Below are 15,007 nucleotides of genomic sequence, written 5' to 3'. Positions count from 1 at the left end.
AAACCCGAAACGAGCCCATGCGGATTGTGTCCTGCCTTTTGCGCTTGATTGCGCTAGCGACGCTGCTTGCACTCCAGCCGGGCACTGCAGTCGCCCAGAGCGCCGATGAAGCCTTCACCAGGCTCGGCGCCGACAGTTTCTCCGATACCAACCGCGCCATCGAGCTTCTGATCGCAAACGCCCATCCGCAGGCGGCGACGATCATCGAGGCTCTGGCCGATGGCCGGCTTCTGGCCGGCGGCGGCGCCGTCACCGTCCGGACGAAAGACGGCAAGTTCCTCGACGCGAAGACAGGCGCGGCTCTCCCGGCCGAGCCCGCGGGCCTCGCCCCGGTTCGCCTCAACAACAGTGTCCGACGTAACATTCAGGCTGCGCTGGGCGGCCTGGGGTTGCTCAATCCCGATGCGACCAAGCGCATCGCGGCCGCCGAGGCCGTGTTCAAGTCGCGCGACGCATCCCTGCTGCCGGTGCTCGAAGGCGCCATCGCCAAGGAGAGCGATCCCAGGGCGAAGGCGGCGCTGCGCCAAGCCCAGGCAGCGATCCTCGTCGCCAAATCCGACGCGCCGCCCTTCGACCGGATCGCCGCCATCGACGTCCTTCGCGAGCGCGGCGACCAGGATGCGCTGGCGACCCTGCGCTCGCTGCCGGGCGATTCCTCGCCCGCGCTGAAGGAGGCGCAAGGCCGCGCCGTCTCGGCCATCGAGGGCAAGCTCGCGCTCTGGCGGGCCGGACAGAACCTCTGGTACGGCCTGTCGCTCGGCTCGGTGCTGCTTTTGGCGGCGATCGGGCTCGCCATCACCTTCGGCGTGATGGGCGTCATCAACATGGCCCATGGCGAGATGGTCATGCTGGGCGCCTACACCACCTTCATCGTGCAGGAGATCATCCGCACGCGCTTTCCCGGCCTGTTCGACTATTCGCTGCTGATCGCCGTGCCGCTCGCCTTTCTCGTGGCTGGTGCTGTCGGCATCGCGATCGAGCGCGGCGTCATCCGCTTCCTTTATGGGCGTCCGTTGGAGACGCTGCTCGCGACCTGGGGCATCAGCCTGATTCTGCAGCAGGCGGTGCGCACCGCCTTCGGCCCGACCAATCGCGAGGTCGGCGCCCCGAACTTCATGTCCGGCGCCTTCGAGATCGGTCAGCTCGCCATCACCTGGAACAGACTCTGGATCATCGTCTTCGCCGGCCTCGTCTTCGCCGCGCTGCTGGCGATCCTGAAACTGACGCCGATCGGCCTGCAGATGCGGGCCGTCACCCAGAACCGCCGCATGGCCTCGGCCATGGGCATCCGCACCGGCCGCGTCGATGCGTTGACCTTCGGGCTCGGCTCGGGGGTCGCGGGGCTCGCCGGCGTCGCGCTCTCGCAGATCGACAATGTCAGTCCCAATCTCGGCCAGAGCTACATCATCGACTCATTCATGGTCGTGGTCTTCGGCGGCGTCGGCAATCTCTGGGGCACGCTCGTCGCCGCCATGACGCTCGGTGTCGCCAACAAGCTGCTCGAACCCTATGCCGGGGCGGTGCTCGGCAAGATCGCGCTGCTCGTCTTCATCATCCTGTTCATTCAGAAGCGCCCGCGCGGCCTGTTCGCGCTCAAGGGCAGGGCGGTGGAAGCATGATCTCCCGCTTTCTCCTGCAGAACATGGACAGGCGGGGCTACGTCTTCCTCGCCATCATCGCCGCCATCGCCGTCCTGGTTCCGCTGCTGAACCTGCTGATGCCGGTCGGTTCGGCCTTCCACATCCCGACCTCGACCATGTCGCTCTGGGGCAAGTATCTCTGCTATGCCCTGCTGGCGATCTCGCTCGATCTGGTCTGGGGCTATTGCGGCATCCTCTCGCTCGGCCATGGCGCCTTCTTCGCGCTCGGCGGCTATGCGATGGGCATGTATCTGATGCGCCAGATCGGCTCGCGCGGCACTTATGGCAACCCGGTCCTGCCGGACTTCATGGTCTTCCTGAACTGGCAGGAGCTGCCCTGGTACTGGTACGGATTCTCCTCCTTCCCCTTCGCGATGCTGATGGTGCTGCTCGCGCCGGGGCTGCTTGCCTTCATCTTCGGCTGGTTCGCCTTCCGCAGCCGCGTGACCGGCGTCTATCTCTCGATCATCACCCAGGCGCTGACCTATGCGCTGCTGCTCGCCTTTTTCCGCAACGACATGGGATTCGGCGGCAATAACGGCCTGACCGATTTCAAGGACATCCTCGGCTTCAACGTCCAGGCGCAAACGACTCGCGCGGCTCTGTTTTCGATGACCTGCGTCATGCTGGCAGCCGGCTTCCTGATCGCGCGCGGCATCGTTGCCTCGAAGCTCGGCAAGGTCGTCATCGCGATCCGCGATGCCGAATCCCGCACGCGCTTCCTCGGCTACCGGGTCGACCGCTTCAAGCTCTTCGTCTTCACCGTCTCGGCCTGCATGGCGGGTGTGGCGGGCGCGCTCTATGTGCCGCAGGTCGGCATCATCAACCCCAGCGAGTTCGCCCCCGCCAACTCGATCGAGACCGTGATCTGGGTCGCGGTCGGGGGGCGCGGCACGCTGGTCGGCGCGGCGCTGGGCGGCGTCGTGGTCAACTACGCCAAGACCGTCTTCACCTCGGGCTTCATGGCGCCGTACTGGCTGTTCGCGCTGGGCGCGCTCTTCGTCTTCGTGACGATCTTCATGCCCAAGGGCATCCTCGGCACGGCGCAGGACTGGTGGGACAAGCGCAGGAAACCTGCTCCGGTCCCTGCGGCCGAACCGGCCCCGGCGGAGTGACGCGCATGACCGCTTCCAACCCCGGCGCCAGAGATCACGCCAAAGGCGTGATCGATTCCAACATTCGAGAGCGTGGCCTTGGCGAAAAACCGGCGTCCACTTTTTCGCGCCATGCTCTCACCTCCTCGCTGCTCTATCTCGACGGCGTCAGCGTCTCCTTCGACGGCTTCAAGGCTATTCGCGGGCTCTCGCTCGTCATCGCGCCTGGCGAGATGCGCGCCATCATCGGCCCCAACGGCGCCGGCAAGACCACGATGATGGACATCATCACCGGCAAGACCAAGCCGGATGTCGGCACGGTGATGTTCGGCGGCTCGGTCGACCTGACCAGGCTCGACGAAGCGGCGATCGCCAATCTCGGCATCGGCCGCAAATTCCAGAAGCCGACGGTGTTCGACTTCCACACGATCGAGGACAACATCCTGCTGGCCCTGAAGGCGCCACGCTCGGTCGGCAAGACGCTGTTCTGGAAGACGGCGGCCGCGCAGCAGAAGCGCATCGACGACATCCTCGGCATCATCAAGCTCGGCGATGCCCGCGACCGGCTCGCCGGCTCGCTCTCGCATGGCCAGAAGCAGTGGCTCGAGATCGGCATGCTGCTGGCGCAGGATCCCAAGCTCCTGCTGGTCGATGAGCCCGCCGCCGGCATGACCGATGGCGAGACGGCCGAGACGGCGGTCCTCCTCAAGGAGATCGCGAAGGACCATTCGGTCATCGTGGTCGAGCACGACATGGGTTTCATCCGCGAACTCGGCGTCAAGGTCACGGTGCTGCACGAGGGTTCAGTGCTGGCCGAAGGCCCGCTCGACCAGGTCAGCGCCAATGAGCGCGTCGTCGAAGTCTATCTGGGGCGGTGAGAACGATGCTGAGTGTCGACGCCATCGATCTCCATTACGGTGCCGCCCAGGCGCTGCGCCGCGTCTCGATCACGGCTGAAGCTGGCAAGGTCACCTGCGTGATGGGCCGCAACGGCGTCGGCAAGACCACGCTGATGCGCGCCATCGTCGGCCAGCAGGCGATCAGTGCCGGCAAGATTTCCTTCGGCGGCGAGGATATCTCGACCCTGCGGACCGAGGATCGTGCGCGGGCCGGCATCGGCTTCGTGCCGCAGGGCCGCGAGGTCTTCCCGCTGCTGAGCGTGAAGGAAAACCTCGAGACCGGCTTCGCGCCCTTGCCTCGCAAGGAGCGCTACGTTCCCGATGAACTCTTCGACCTTTTCCCCGTGCTCAAGTCCATGCTGGGCCGACGCGGCGGAGACCTCTCGGGTGGCCAGCAACAGCAACTCGCCATTGCGCGAGCGCTGGTCACCCGGCCCAAGTTGCTGGTGCTGGACGAGCCGACCGAGGGCATCCAGCCCTCGATCATCAAGGATATCGGCCGCGCGATCGACTATCTGCGCTCGAAGGGCGACATGGCGATCGTGCTGGTCGAGCAGTATTTCGACTTCGCCCGCGACCTCGCCGACACGATGTTCGTGATGGATCGCGGCGAGGTCGTGCTGTCGGGCCCGATGAAGGACCTCGACGCCAACCAGGTGCAACGGCTGATTCAGGTGTGAGGGCCGGAGCGCACCAGAGCCGCGGCCCGGTGCTGTTCCGTCATGGTCGGGCCTGTCCCGACCATCCACCTCTTCGCTGGTCGAATGCGCTGGTCAAGACGTGGATGCTCGCCACAAGGGCGAGCATGACGGGTTCAAGCCGCTGATTAAGAGTCAGCTGCTCGGCAATCCGGACACCCGTCGCCCCTCAAAACGCCAGCGGCGCGTTGTCGACGACCTCCTTCATCACGAAGAAGGTCCGCGTCTGCCGGACGCCCGGCAGGGCGATCAGCTTTTCGGCGTGGAGCTTGTTGAAATCCGCCATGTCGCGGACCCGGATCTTGAGGATGTAGTCGAAATCGCCGGCGACGATGTGGCAGTCGAGGATCACCGGCATCGCCCGGATGGCGGCCTCGAAATCGCCGAAGCTCTCGGGCGTCGAGCGGTCAAGCACCACGCCGACGAAGGCGAGCGTGCCCATCTCGACATGTCTGGGCGAGACCTGCGCCCGCACCGAGGTGACGTAGCCTTCGGCGAACAGGCGCTGGATCCGGCGGTGGCAGGTGGCGGCGCTGGTGTTCACCCGCTTGGCGATCTCGGCATTGCCAAGCCGCCCGTCCGACTGCAGCAGGCGCAGGATTTTGAGGTCGGTTCGGTCGAGATTCGAGGTCATGAAAGAATCTTCCAGATTTGACCTTATTTCTGCGCGGTCAGGACGAAGGATAGACGCAGTTACCTAATTAGCGTGCAGAATACTGCCTCACTTCGGAAGGACGTTCCAGTCCAGTTTCGATAGGTTTTCGGCCATCGAAATCGATTGAGGACGGCCTGCCATGCTGAGCAAATTCGAGCGTTATCCCCTGACATTCGGCCCGACGCCGATCGAAAAACTGCCGCGTCTGTCGGCCCATCTCGGCGGCAAGGTCGAGCTCTTCGCCAAGCGCGAGGATTGCAATTCCGGATTGGCTTTCGGCGGCAACAAGTTGAGGAAGCTGGAATATATCGTCCCCGACGCGATCGCGTCCGGCGCCGACACGCTGGTCTCGATCGGCGGCGTGCAGTCGAACCACACGCGCATGGTCGCGGCAACCGCGGCGAAGATCGGGATGAAATGCCGGCTCGTTCAGGAGAGCTGGGTGCCGCATGAGGATGCGGTCTATGACCGCGTCGGCAACATCCTGCTGTCGCGGGTGATGGGCGCCGACGTCCAGCTCGTCGACGAGGGGTTCGATATCGGCATCCGCGCGAGCTGGGAGCAGGCGCTGGCCGATGTGAAGGCCAAGGGCGGCAAGCCCTATCCGATTCCCGCCGGCGCCTCGGTCCACAAGTTCGGCGGCCTCGGCTATGTCGGCTTCGCCGAGGAGGTGCGGGCGCAGGAGGCCGAGCTCGGCTTCAGCTTCGACTACATCGTCGTCTGCACCGTCACGGGCTCGACCCATGCCGGCATGGTCGTCGGCTTCGCGAAGGATGACCGCCAGCGCAGCGTCATCGGCATCGACGCCTCTTTCACTCCGGCGCAGACGAAGGCGCAGGTGCTCGACATCGCGCAGAAGACCTCGGCGCTGATCGGCGGCAAGGACATCGTCGCTGACGACATCGTGCTGAACGAGGACTACGCCTATCCGGTCTACGGCGTCCCCTCCAGGGAAACGATCGAGGCGATCCGCCTTTCGGCCCGGCTCGAAGGCATGATGACCGACCCCGTCTATGAGGGGAAATCCATGCAGGGCATGATCGATCTGGTGACGAAGGGCTTCTTCCCGGCCGGATCGAAGGTGCTTTACGCCCATCTCGGCGGCGTGCCGGCGATCAACGGCTACAGCTACACCTTCCGCAACGGCTGATCGCGATGGAGGTCGTTGTCCTCATCGAATTCGCTGCGGGTGCGGTGTCCGGCCGCGCCGCCCTGCTGGAGCGGGCCGGCGCGCTCGCGCTGGCCGGGCAGGCGAGGCTGAGCTTCGTGGCAACGGAAGCGGGCAGTTCCGGCCAGCCCGAGCGCGAGGTCGTCGCGATCGGTCTTGCGCGCGCTGCCGCCGCAACGGGTCTGCTCGAACGCTGGCGCGAGGAAGGCGTCCTCGCGGCCTCGACATCGGCCCGTATCCTGCGGGTCCAGCCGATCTGGTCGATGGAGCCGCTCGCCCTGATGTTCCCCTGAAACCTCGGCCTATGACTGACGTAACGTCGGCCGCTCTTGCAGGCCGATTGTCGAAGCGCTCTAGTCGCCGCTCGGCGGCGGGCTGGATGAGGAGCGCGATAGTGGCCATCGTCAAGCGGGGAGACGTCACGACGATATCGAGAACCTTTCCGGACTTGCAGGGGGCCTACCGGGAGAAGGCGAAAAAGGCGCTGGATGCTGCGTTGAAGTTCGGCATCGGGCAGGCTCTCAAGGGCCTGGGCGAACTGGACCCGATCCGTCGGCGCGAGAATAGCGCGTATCTCGCCTTTGCGCTCAAGCATCAGTTCCAGCAATGGGCACCGCAACTGCATGAAGCAGGCGAGGAGACGATCGACCGAGTTGCGGATCGATTCGCCGAGGGAACGGCGGATGCACGCGATCTCTTTGCCTTCTGCCTCGCGTTCGGGCTGCATCCGGTGGCGTCGGGTGCCCGCCTGATCGACACCAAAGTCACTTATGCACACGCGACCACCTACTACACCTTCAGAGGCGGCCTGTATGAGTGCTATCAGGGCAACCTCTACACCGATTTAAGAAAGCGGCGAGAGTTTGTGGTCTACCTGCCCAATCCGCCACAAAAGCTACCTCATTCGGGCTTCTCATTCACAATCCGCCAGCACGAAAGGCGTTCCTGAGCTCGGGGTCGGATCGCGAGCTGGCTTGTCGAGGCGACGGGCCGATGCCAGAACCGCTTTTACGGAACTGCGCCCGCTGCCCAGGAGAATCTCATGCAGCTTGGAGTGATCGGCCTCGGCCGGATGGGTGGCAATATCGTGCGCCGGCTGATGCGCGCCGGTCATGACTGCGTGGTCTATGACCGCGATCCGAAGCCCGGAGCGGCGCTGGCGGCCGATGGCGCGATCGTCGCCAGCGATCTGAAAGACATGGTCGCCAAGCTGAAGGCGCCGCGCGCGATCTGGGTCATGCTGCCCGCCGGCAAGATCACCGAGGCGACGCTGACGGAGCTGTCTGGCCTGCTCTCGCCCGACGATACGCTGATCGACGGCGGCAACGCCTTCTGGAAGGACGATGTCCGGCGCGGCGGCGAACTCGCCGCGAAGGGCCTGCACTACATGGATATCGGCACCTCCGGCGGCGTTCACGGCCTCGATCGCGGCTATTGCCTGATGATCGGCGGCGAGAAGGCTGCTTTCGACCGGCTGGAGCCGATCTTCACGGCGTTGGCGCCGGGCAAGGGCGAGCTCGAGCCGACCAAGCATCGCGAGGGCCGCAATCCGACGAGCGAGGAAGGCTATCTGCATTGCGGCCCGGTCGGCGCCGGCCACTTCGTCAAGATGATCCATAATGGCATCGAGTACGGCATGATGCAGGCCTTCGCCGAGGGCTTCGACCTGTTGCGCAACGCCTCGGCGAAGGAAGGCCTGCCGCCCGAATACGGCTTCGACTTCGACACCGCCGAGATTGCCGAGGTCTGGCGCCGCGGCTCGGTCGTCACCTCCTGGCTGCTCGACCTCACCGCCGAGGCTTTGGCCGCCGACGAGGACCTTTCCGCCTATTCCGGCAATGTTTCGGATTCCGGCGAGGGTCGCTGGACGGTCGACGCTGCCGTCGAGACCGCCACCCCGGCAGAGGTCTTGACCTCGGCGCTCTTCGCCCGCTTCCGCTCCCGCGTCGACCACACCTTCGGCGAGAAGGTGCTTTCCGCCATGCGTGCCGGCTTCGGTGGCCATGTCGAACCCAAAAAGCAGGGCTGATCGACGATGACCTCCGCGCCAACGGTCGTGAGGCCGGCCGTCATCGTCGTCATGGGCGTCGCCAGTTCGGGCAAGACCTCGCTCGGCGAGCGGCTGGCGGGCCAGCTCGCTTGGCCGTTCCGCGACGCCGATTCCTTCCACCCGCCCGCGAACGTCGCCAAGATGGCGGGCGGCACGCCGCTGAACGACGAGGATCGCAAGCCCTGGCTCGCCGCCATCGCCGCCTGGATCGACGATCTGCGCGCGTCGGGCGGCAACGGCATCGTCACCTGCTCGGCCCTGAAGCGCGCCTATCGCCGCGTCATCATCGGCGACAGGCGCGATGTCGCGTTGGTCTATCTCAAGGGCTCGCGGGAGCTGATCGGCGCGCGGATGGCGCAGCGACAGCACCACTTCATGCCGCCGGCCCTGCTCGACAGCCAGTTCGCGGCGCTGGAGGAGCCGGGCGAGGACGAGCGTCCTCTCGTCGTCTCCGTCGAGCTGTCGAAGGACGCGATCGAGACGGAAGTGCTGACCCGGCTCGGGCTCGGGCTCGGTTGAGCCGGGCGGGGTGAGGGGGCTCAACCGAGCTTGACCTTGCCCTCCTGCCGCCACGGCCAGTCGATGACGCCGCCGGCGTAAAGCGTCCCCCAGATCAGCACCGGCTGCAGCGCCAGACGCGGCGCATGATACCACCAGCTTGACGGAAGCCCGGCCAGCACGATGCCCTCGGCGGCGTGCTTGATGTTCGCCGGCAGGACGCAGAGGGCATAGAGCGCGAGCCCAAGCCCGGCGGCCTTGCGCAGGGGGGGGACGAGCAGGCCGAGCGCTCCGAGGATTTCCGCGACGCCGGTCGCGATCACCACCATGCGCGGCTCGGGCACCCAGGCCGGCACGATCGGCAGAAAGCCGTCGGGTCTGACGAGATGCAACAGGCCGGCGCCGCCATAGAAGGCCGACATCAGCCAGCGCATCGCGACGCGGGCTCGGCTGGGGGCGGTCACGTCACCTCGAACCAGGTCCACAAGCCCCGGTCGAAGCGCTCCAGCACCGTCGAGGAGATCAACCAGCGCCCGGGGTTCTCGGCGATGAAGGCGATGTGCAGCCGCTTGCCTTCGGGAATCTGCACCGTATCGAGGAAATAGGGCTCCCAGCCGTCGTCGAGCGGATGAAGCAGGCGGAAGGTATGGCCATGGACATGGATCGGCTGGAAGAACGCCGTCCTGTTCTCGATGGCGAGGACGATCGGCGTGCCGCGCTTCACGCTGAACAGTGGCTTGGTCGAAGCCTCGCCGACACCGCCATTGATGCGCCAGGGCCGGGCGGGATCGATGCCGGTCAGGTCGGGCTTGAATTCGGGCGAGACCTTGGCCCCGCCCTCGATCACGATCTGGGGACGGTGCGCGTCCTGCAGGCGCACCGCGGCCGGCAAGGTCGGGTTCGGCTTCAGCGCCATCGGAGCGGCCGAGGCAGGCTTCGCGGCCCCCTCGGTGACGAGCCGCACCAGAGGCACGCCAGCCCCGACCAGGGCGGTCACGATGGCGGTCGCGCCGGCCTCGCTCGGCATGTCGACCAGCAGGTCGTAGCGCGTGCCGGGAGCGAAGGGCAGTTGCGAGCGCACGGGCTCGAAGGATTCGGTCGGCTGCCCGTCGACGGCGATGACGACCGCCTTGATGCCATCGAAGCGCAACCGCATGATCCGGGCATTGCAGCCGTTCGCGAGACGCAGCCGGACCCGCGCCCCGCGCGCGACGGCGATGCGCTGCGGCGGCGAACCGCCATTGACCGTGATCCAGCTTCCCAGCCGGCCGGCCGTGGCGCCATCGGGGCTCGTCGCCGAGAAGGGCTGCAGCGCGTGGTCGTCGCCCAGCAGCCAGTCGGTGACCAGCACCGGCAGGTCGAGATCGACCGGCGGCGGCTCCGGCTCCTCGACGATCAGCAGGCCGCCGAGCCCGCGCCCGGCCGGCTCCGACGCGCCGCCGATCACCAGCGGGCGATACAGGACCGTGCCCGAATCGAGCGGTTGCAGCCGGTATTCGAAGCTTTCGCCAGGCGCGATCGGAGGCTGGCTGAAGCCGCCGACGCCGTCCATCGCCGCCTCGCCGCGCAGGCCGTGCCAATGCAGCGAGAGGGGGCTCGTCGTGCTGTTCGCCACGGTCAGGCGCAGCGTCTCGCCTTGCTTGATTCGCAGCGCCGGGCCGGGCGTCGCGCCGTCGAAGGCCCAGATCTCGGTCTCCGAGGCGGGGGCGGGCCTCAGCCTCGCCTTGGCCGGGCCGGCTGTCAGAACGCGTCCCGCCGGTGCCGGCTGGGCCGGGCCGGGCGGTGCGGTTTGCGCCAGAGCCCGCCCGGCCAGTCCCGGCATGGTTGCGGCGCCGAGCCCGAGCAGGGCGGCGCGGCGGGTTGGGGGGGCAGGGCGGTCGGATCGATCACTCATGACGACCGGCATAATGTCGGCGGCGCCCGATGGCGAGAGGCCATCGCGGCGCCTGCAGCCGCCCCCGGACCGGCGTGTTTTGCAGAACCGTCATTTTTTTGCTGCATGGCCCGGCTGAAATGCGTATAGCACCGGCGCCCAATGATGGCCGCGCTGCGTTTGCTCGCGCGCAGCGCAATCGGGCCGGCGGGCGTGGCGGAACTGGTAGACGCACTGGTTTTAGGTACCAGCGGCGAAAGTCGTGGGGGTTCGAGTCCCTCCGCCCGCACCATCGGCATAGATCACCGTGCGCCCTGGCGGGTGCGGATAACGGTGATCTACGTATTTGATGCCGCGTCGGATTTTCCGAAAAGTGCATTCCACTTTTCGGTTCGATGCGGAGGTTTTTCGCGAGCGCGGCGGCGGTCTCCCGGCGTCGCGCTTTGGACATTGAAGTAACGAGCTGTTGGCGGATCGAAAACGATGAACGTGACCGAAACCCTCTCGCAGGGCCTCAAGCGCGAATTTCAGGTGGTGCTGAACGCCGCCGACCTCAAGACCCGGCTCGATGACGGCCTTCAGGGTCTTCAGGGCAAGGCCAAGATCAACGGCTTCCGCCCCGGCAAGGTGCCGGTCGGCCATCTGCGCCGGCTCTATGGTCGCTCGGTGATGGCCGATGTGCTTCAGAACGCGGTCAACGAGGCCAATCAGAAGATCGTTGCCGATAACGGCCTGAAGCTCGCCTTCGAGCCGCAGATCAAGTTCCCTGAGAACAAGGACGAGATCGAGGCCGCGATGGAGGCCAAGGGCGATCTCGCCTTCACCGTCGCGCTCGAGGTCCTGCCCAAAATCGAGCTCGCCGACCTGTCGGACGTCGCTCTGGTCAAGCCGGTCGCCGAGGTTCCGGACGCCGATGTCGACTCGTCGCTCGAGCGCATGGCCTCCTCGAACCGGACCTTCGCCAACAAGGGCGAGAAGGCCAAGGCCGCCAGCGGCGACCGCCTGATGATTTCCTTCGTCGGCACGCTCGAGGGCAAGCCCTTCGACGGCGGCACGGGCGAGGGCATCCCGCTCGATCTCGGCGCGGGCCAGTTCATCCCCGGCTTCGAGGAGCAGCTCGAGGGCGCCAAGGCTGGCGAGACCCGGACGGTCAAGGTGACCTTCCCGGAGAACTACACCGCCGAGCATCTCGCCGGCAAGCCGGCCGAGTTCGAGGTCACCGTCACCGAGGTCCAGGCTCCCGAGCCGGTCAAGATCGATGACGAGCTCGCCAAGGCCTTCGGCATGGAGTCGCTCGATGCGCTGAAGACCGCGATTCGCGAGCAGATCGGCCGCGATTTCGGCCAGCAGTCGCGTCGCAAGCTCAAGAAGAGCCTGCTCGACGCGCTCGACGGCAAATACACCTTCGAACTGCCTCCGACCCTGGTCGAACAGGAATTCGCCAGCGTCTGGAGCCAGGTCGAGGCGGATATGAAGGAAGCCAAGAAGTCCTTTGAGGACGAGGGCACGACCGAGGAGACCGCCAAGGTCGACTATCGCAAGATCGCCGAGCGCCGCGTCCGCCTCGGCCTCGTCCTGGCCGAGATCGGCGAACAGGCCAAGGTCCAGATCTCGGATGACGAAGTCACCCAGGCGCTGGTCGAGCGCGCTCGCCAGTTCCCCGGTCAGGAGAAGCAGGTCTGGGAGTTCTACCGCAAGAACCCGCAGGCGCTCGCCGAGATCCGCGCCCCGATCTTCGAGGAGAAGGTCGTCGACCATCTGCTCGGCCAGGTGAAGGTCGAGGACCAGACCGTGTCCCGCGAGGCGCTCTACGCCGACGAGGACGCCGAGGGGACGACTGAAGCCAAGCCGAAGAAGGCCGCCGCCAAGAAGGCGAAGAAGGCCGACAAGGCCGAAGACGGTGCGGCCGACGACGCCTCCGCCTGACCGCCACGGAAACCTTAATCCGAACATTTGCGCCGCTCGGCCCCGTGCCGGGCGGCGCTTCTCTTTTCAGCCGCCTTTGCCGTGCTTATGTGGTTGTCTCCTCAAGACAGCCACGATTCGCCGGCTTCAATCCCGGCCTCTGCCACCCAAGGACATCTCCATGCTGCGCGATCCGATCGAGACCTACAATAATCTCGTCCCGATGGTGGTCGAGCAGTCGAGCCGCGGCGAGCGCGCCTTCGACATCTATTCGCGCCTGCTGCGCGAACGCATCATCTTCCTGACCGGCCCGGTCGAGGATTACTCCGCCTCGTTGATCGTGGCGCAGCTCCTGTTCCTCGAGGCCGAGAACCCCAAGAAGGAAATCTCCTTCTACATCAACTCGCCCGGCGGCGTGGTCACCTCGGGCCTGTCGATCTACGACACGATGCAGTTCATCCGCTGCCCGGTCACGACCTTGTGTGTGGGCCAGGCCGCCTCGATGGGCTCGCTGCTGCTGACCGCCGGCGCCAAGGACATGCGCTTCGCGCTGCCGAACGCCCGCATCATGGTCCACCAGCCCTCCGGCGGCTATCAGGGCCAGGTCACCGACATCCTGATCCATGCCCGCGAGGTCGAGAGCCTGAAGCGCCGGCTGAACGAGATTTATGTCACGCATACCGGCCGCTCCTATGAGGAGATCGAGCCGGCGCTGGAGCGCGACAACTTCATGACCGCCGCCCAGGCGCGCGATTTCGGCCTGATCGACAAGGTCATCGACAAGCGTCCGGAAGAGGCGGCGTGAGCCTTCGGGCCGCTTGCGAGCGGCCTGTGGGTTGGCGGCGCGGCGTGCAGTGCACATATTGCATGGGACCCGGCCCCATGATTGCATGGGGAATCGGACAGGCCCAAGGATGATCCCGAGGTGCCCCAGCATGATCCGGTTGTGGATCGCGTTTGATTCAGGATGTGCCGGAACCGGCCGTTAACCTGATGATCGTGAACTGGGCGCCTATTATGACGAAGAGACGACGGTTGCACCCGCCGCGGCGGGTCTGGCCTCCGGCTCCTAGAATGGAGATGGACGATGAGTAAGGTCAGCGGCGGCGATTCGAAGAGCACGCTCTACTGCTCCTTCTGCGGCAAGAGCCAGCACGAGGTTCGCAAGCTCATTGCGGGCCCGACCGTGTTCATCTGCGACGAATGCGTCGAGCTCTGCATGGACATCATCCGCGAGGAATCCAAATCCGCGCTGGTGAAGTCGAAGGACGGCGTGCCGACCCCGAAGGAGATCCGCAAGGTCCTGGACGACTACGTCATTGGCCAGGAGCATGCGAAGAAGGTCCTCTCCGTCGCGGTCCACAACCATTACAAGCGGCTCTCCCACGCGACGAAGCATAACGACGTCGAGCTGGCGAAGTCGAACATCCTGCTGATCGGGCCGACAGGCTCGGGCAAGACGCTGCTTGCGCAGACTCTCGCCCGCATCCTCGACGTGCCCTTCACCATGGCGGATGCGACGACGCTGACCGAGGCCGGCTATGTCGGCGAGGACGTCGAGAACATCATCCTGAAGCTGCTCCAGGCCTCCGACTACAATGTCGAGCGGGCGCAGCGCGGCATCGTCTACATCGACGAGATCGACAAGATCAGCCGTAAGTCCGACAACCCCTCGATCACCCGGGATGTCTCGGGCGAGGGCGTCCAGCAGGCGCTGCTGAAGATCATGGAGGGCACTGTCGCCTCCGTGCCGCCTCAGGGCGGGCGCAAGCATCCGCAGCAGGAGTTCCTGCAGGTTGACACCACCAATATCCTCTTCATCTGCGGCGGCGCCTTTGCCGGCCTCGACAAGATCATCTCGAGCCGTGGCAAGGGCACCTCGATCGGCTTCGGCGCGACCGTGAAGGCGCCTGACGAGCGCCGCAGCGGCGCGATCTTCCGCGAGGTCGAGCCCGAGGATCTGCTGAAGTTCGGTCTGATCCCCGAATTCGTCGGCCGTCTGCCCGTGCTGGCGACGCTGGAGGATCTCGACGAGGCTGCGCTGAAGACCATCCTGACCGAGCCGAAGAACGCTCTCGTCAAGCAGTATCAGCGCCTGTTCGAGATGGAGGACACCGAGCTGACCTTCACCGACGAGGCGGTGAGCCTGATCGCTCGCAAGGCGATCGACCGCAAGACTGGCGCGCGTGGCCTGCGCTCGATCATGGAGGGCATCCTGCTTGAGACCATGTACGAACTGCCCGGCCTCGAAGGCGTCGAGCAGGTGGTCATCGGTCCGGAAGCCGTCGAGTCGAAGTCCCGCCCGCTCTTCATCTACTCGGAGCGCGAGGACGAGGCCAAGTCGGCCTCGGCCTGACGCTCGGGCCCGGTCGAGCACGTCGGCGATTAACGAGGATCGGGCCCTGTTCGATTCGAGTGGCCATAGATGTCGATCTATCAAGCGCGCGCCTGTTGGCGCGCGTTTTGCGTATCCGCAGCATCGTTTGCTTGCCGGGCTCGCTCGGGTGATTGCGAGTCTTCACCGTGC

General features: G+C 65.8%; 15 protein-coding genes and 1 tRNA gene. 13 read left to right on the top strand and 3 right to left on the bottom strand.

Annotated elements, in window-relative coordinates:
• Positions 1 to 17: 17 nt before the first annotated feature.
• Genes urtB through urtE form a run of 4 tightly spaced genes read left to right on the top strand, consistent with a single transcriptional unit; the run spans position 18 to position 4,313 of the window.
• Positions 18 to 1,619, top strand: a complete 1,602-nt coding sequence (gene urtB, locus C8D03_RS23990) for an urea ABC transporter permease subunit UrtB (protein ID WP_108050322.1) — start codon at positions 18 to 20, stop codon at positions 1,617 to 1,619.
• Complete coding sequence (urtC, locus tag C8D03_RS23985) at positions 1,616 to 2,755, top strand: urea ABC transporter permease subunit UrtC (RefSeq protein ID WP_108050320.1); 1,140 nt, start codon at positions 1,616 to 1,618, stop codon at positions 2,753 to 2,755. The genes urtB and urtC overlap by 4 nt, the downstream gene beginning before the upstream one ends.
• A gap of 5 nt (positions 2,756 to 2,760) precedes the next feature.
• Entirely contained in the window at positions 2,761 to 3,612 is an 852-nt protein-coding gene (urtD, locus tag C8D03_RS23980) for an urea ABC transporter ATP-binding protein UrtD (RefSeq protein ID WP_108051952.1), read from the top strand.
• Between the two features lie 5 nt (positions 3,613 to 3,617).
• Positions 3,618 to 4,313: an urea ABC transporter ATP-binding subunit UrtE gene (gene urtE / locus C8D03_RS23975; RefSeq protein WP_108051951.1), complete on the top strand. Its 696-nt coding sequence runs from the start codon at positions 3,618 to 3,620 to the stop codon at positions 4,311 to 4,313.
• Between the two features lie 187 nt (positions 4,314 to 4,500).
• On the opposite strand, the gene C8D03_RS23970 is transcribed toward urtE, so the two are convergent.
• A complete protein-coding gene (locus C8D03_RS23970; protein ID WP_108050318.1) occupies positions 4,501 to 4,965 on the bottom strand; it encodes an Lrp/AsnC family transcriptional regulator in 465 nt (154 codons plus the stop codon).
• 160 nt (positions 4,966 to 5,125) lie between these two features.
• Here C8D03_RS23970 and C8D03_RS23965 point away from each other — a divergent pair, with 160 nt between their 5' ends.
• From C8D03_RS23965 to C8D03_RS23945, 5 genes are all read left to right on the top strand, one after another.
• Complete coding sequence (locus tag C8D03_RS23965) at positions 5,126 to 6,136, top strand: 1-aminocyclopropane-1-carboxylate deaminase (protein ID WP_108050315.1); 1,011 nt, start codon at positions 5,126 to 5,128, stop codon at positions 6,134 to 6,136.
• Between the two features lie 5 nt (positions 6,137 to 6,141).
• Positions 6,142 to 6,447: a hypothetical protein gene (locus C8D03_RS23960; RefSeq protein WP_108050313.1), complete on the top strand. Its 306-nt coding sequence runs from the start codon at positions 6,142 to 6,144 to the stop codon at positions 6,445 to 6,447.
• A 101-nt stretch (positions 6,448 to 6,548) separates the two neighbouring features.
• Complete coding sequence (locus tag C8D03_RS23955) at positions 6,549 to 7,103, top strand: hypothetical protein (RefSeq protein ID WP_146170277.1); 555 nt, start codon at positions 6,549 to 6,551, stop codon at positions 7,101 to 7,103.
• 93 nt (positions 7,104 to 7,196) lie between these two features.
• The gene (gene gnd / locus C8D03_RS23950; protein WP_108050310.1) at positions 7,197 to 8,183 is read left to right on the top strand and encodes a phosphogluconate dehydrogenase (NAD(+)-dependent, decarboxylating); all 987 of its coding nucleotides are present in this window, start codon (positions 7,197 to 7,199) and stop codon (positions 8,181 to 8,183) included.
• A gap of 6 nt (positions 8,184 to 8,189) precedes the next feature.
• Positions 8,190 to 8,723, top strand: coding sequence for a gluconokinase (locus C8D03_RS23945; RefSeq protein ID WP_108050308.1), 534 nt, complete (start codon positions 8,190 to 8,192; stop codon positions 8,721 to 8,723).
• Between the two features lie 20 nt (positions 8,724 to 8,743).
• On the opposite strand, the gene C8D03_RS23940 is transcribed toward C8D03_RS23945, so the two are convergent.
• Together C8D03_RS23940 and C8D03_RS23935 are read right to left on the bottom strand one after the other, a co-directional pair.
• A complete protein-coding gene (locus C8D03_RS23940; protein WP_348981710.1) occupies positions 8,744 to 9,166 on the bottom strand; it encodes a DoxX family protein in 423 nt (140 codons plus the stop codon).
• Complete coding sequence (locus C8D03_RS23935; protein WP_108051949.1) at positions 9,163 to 10,596, bottom strand: multicopper oxidase family protein; 1,434 nt, start codon at positions 10,594 to 10,596, stop codon at positions 9,163 to 9,165. The genes C8D03_RS23940 and C8D03_RS23935 overlap by 4 nt, the downstream gene beginning before the upstream one ends.
• 186 nt (positions 10,597 to 10,782) lie before the next feature.
• On the opposite strand from C8D03_RS23935, the gene C8D03_RS23930 reads away from it, so the two are divergent.
• The 4 genes from C8D03_RS23930 to clpX all read left to right on the top strand — a co-directional run bounded on the left by C8D03_RS23930 (position 10,783) and on the right by clpX (position 14,836).
• A tRNA-Leu gene (locus C8D03_RS23930) sits at positions 10,783 to 10,867 on the top strand.
• 191 nt (positions 10,868 to 11,058) lie between these two features.
• Positions 11,059 to 12,501, top strand: a complete 1,443-nt coding sequence (tig, locus tag C8D03_RS23925) for a trigger factor (RefSeq protein ID WP_108050307.1) — start codon at positions 11,059 to 11,061, stop codon at positions 12,499 to 12,501.
• Positions 12,502 to 12,661: 160 nt separating this feature from the next.
• Complete coding sequence (locus C8D03_RS23920) at positions 12,662 to 13,285, top strand: ATP-dependent Clp protease proteolytic subunit (RefSeq protein ID WP_465246455.1); 624 nt, start codon at positions 12,662 to 12,664, stop codon at positions 13,283 to 13,285.
• Between the two features lie 282 nt (positions 13,286 to 13,567).
• Complete coding sequence (clpX, locus tag C8D03_RS23915) at positions 13,568 to 14,836, top strand: ATP-dependent Clp protease ATP-binding subunit ClpX (protein WP_108050305.1); 1,269 nt, start codon at positions 13,568 to 13,570, stop codon at positions 14,834 to 14,836.
• Positions 14,837 to 15,007: the final 171 nt, after the last annotated feature.

It is taken from the genome of Bosea sp. 124 (assembly GCF_003046175.1).
Taxonomy (GTDB): Bacteria; Pseudomonadota; Alphaproteobacteria; order Rhizobiales; family Beijerinckiaceae; genus Allobosea.
This window is presented reverse-complemented; position numbering and strand designations above follow the sequence as displayed.

Excerpts from the sequence above, each read along its gene's own strand:
- urtB (WP_108050322.1), top strand. The coding sequence starts at position 18 with ATGCGGATTGTGTCCTGCCTTTTGCGCTTGATTGCGCTAGCGACGCTG.
- urtC (WP_108050320.1), top strand. The coding sequence starts at position 1,616 with ATGATCTCCCGCTTTCTCCTGCAGAACATGGACAGGCGGGGCTACGTC.
- urtD (WP_108051952.1), top strand. The coding sequence starts at position 2,761 with ATGACCGCTTCCAACCCCGGCGCCAGAGATCACGCCAAAGGCGTGATC.
- urtE (WP_108051951.1), top strand. The coding sequence starts at position 3,618 with ATGCTGAGTGTCGACGCCATCGATCTCCATTACGGTGCCGCCCAGGCG.
- C8D03_RS23970 (WP_108050318.1), bottom strand. The coding sequence starts at position 4,965 with ATGACCTCGAATCTCGACCGAACCGACCTCAAAATCCTGCGCCTGCTG.
- C8D03_RS23965 (WP_108050315.1), top strand. The coding sequence starts at position 5,126 with ATGCTGAGCAAATTCGAGCGTTATCCCCTGACATTCGGCCCGACGCCG.
- C8D03_RS23960 (WP_108050313.1), top strand. The coding sequence starts at position 6,142 with ATGGAGGTCGTTGTCCTCATCGAATTCGCTGCGGGTGCGGTGTCCGGC.
- gnd (WP_108050310.1), top strand. The coding sequence starts at position 7,197 with ATGCAGCTTGGAGTGATCGGCCTCGGCCGGATGGGTGGCAATATCGTG.
- C8D03_RS23945 (WP_108050308.1), top strand. The coding sequence starts at position 8,190 with ATGACCTCCGCGCCAACGGTCGTGAGGCCGGCCGTCATCGTCGTCATG.
- C8D03_RS23935 (WP_108051949.1), bottom strand. The coding sequence starts at position 10,596 with ATGAGTGATCGATCCGACCGCCCTGCCCCCCCAACCCGCCGCGCCGCC.
- tig (WP_108050307.1), top strand. The coding sequence starts at position 11,059 with ATGAACGTGACCGAAACCCTCTCGCAGGGCCTCAAGCGCGAATTTCAG.
- C8D03_RS23920 (WP_465246455.1), top strand. The coding sequence starts at position 12,662 with ATGCTGCGCGATCCGATCGAGACCTACAATAATCTCGTCCCGATGGTG.
- clpX (WP_108050305.1), top strand. The coding sequence starts at position 13,568 with ATGAGTAAGGTCAGCGGCGGCGATTCGAAGAGCACGCTCTACTGCTCC.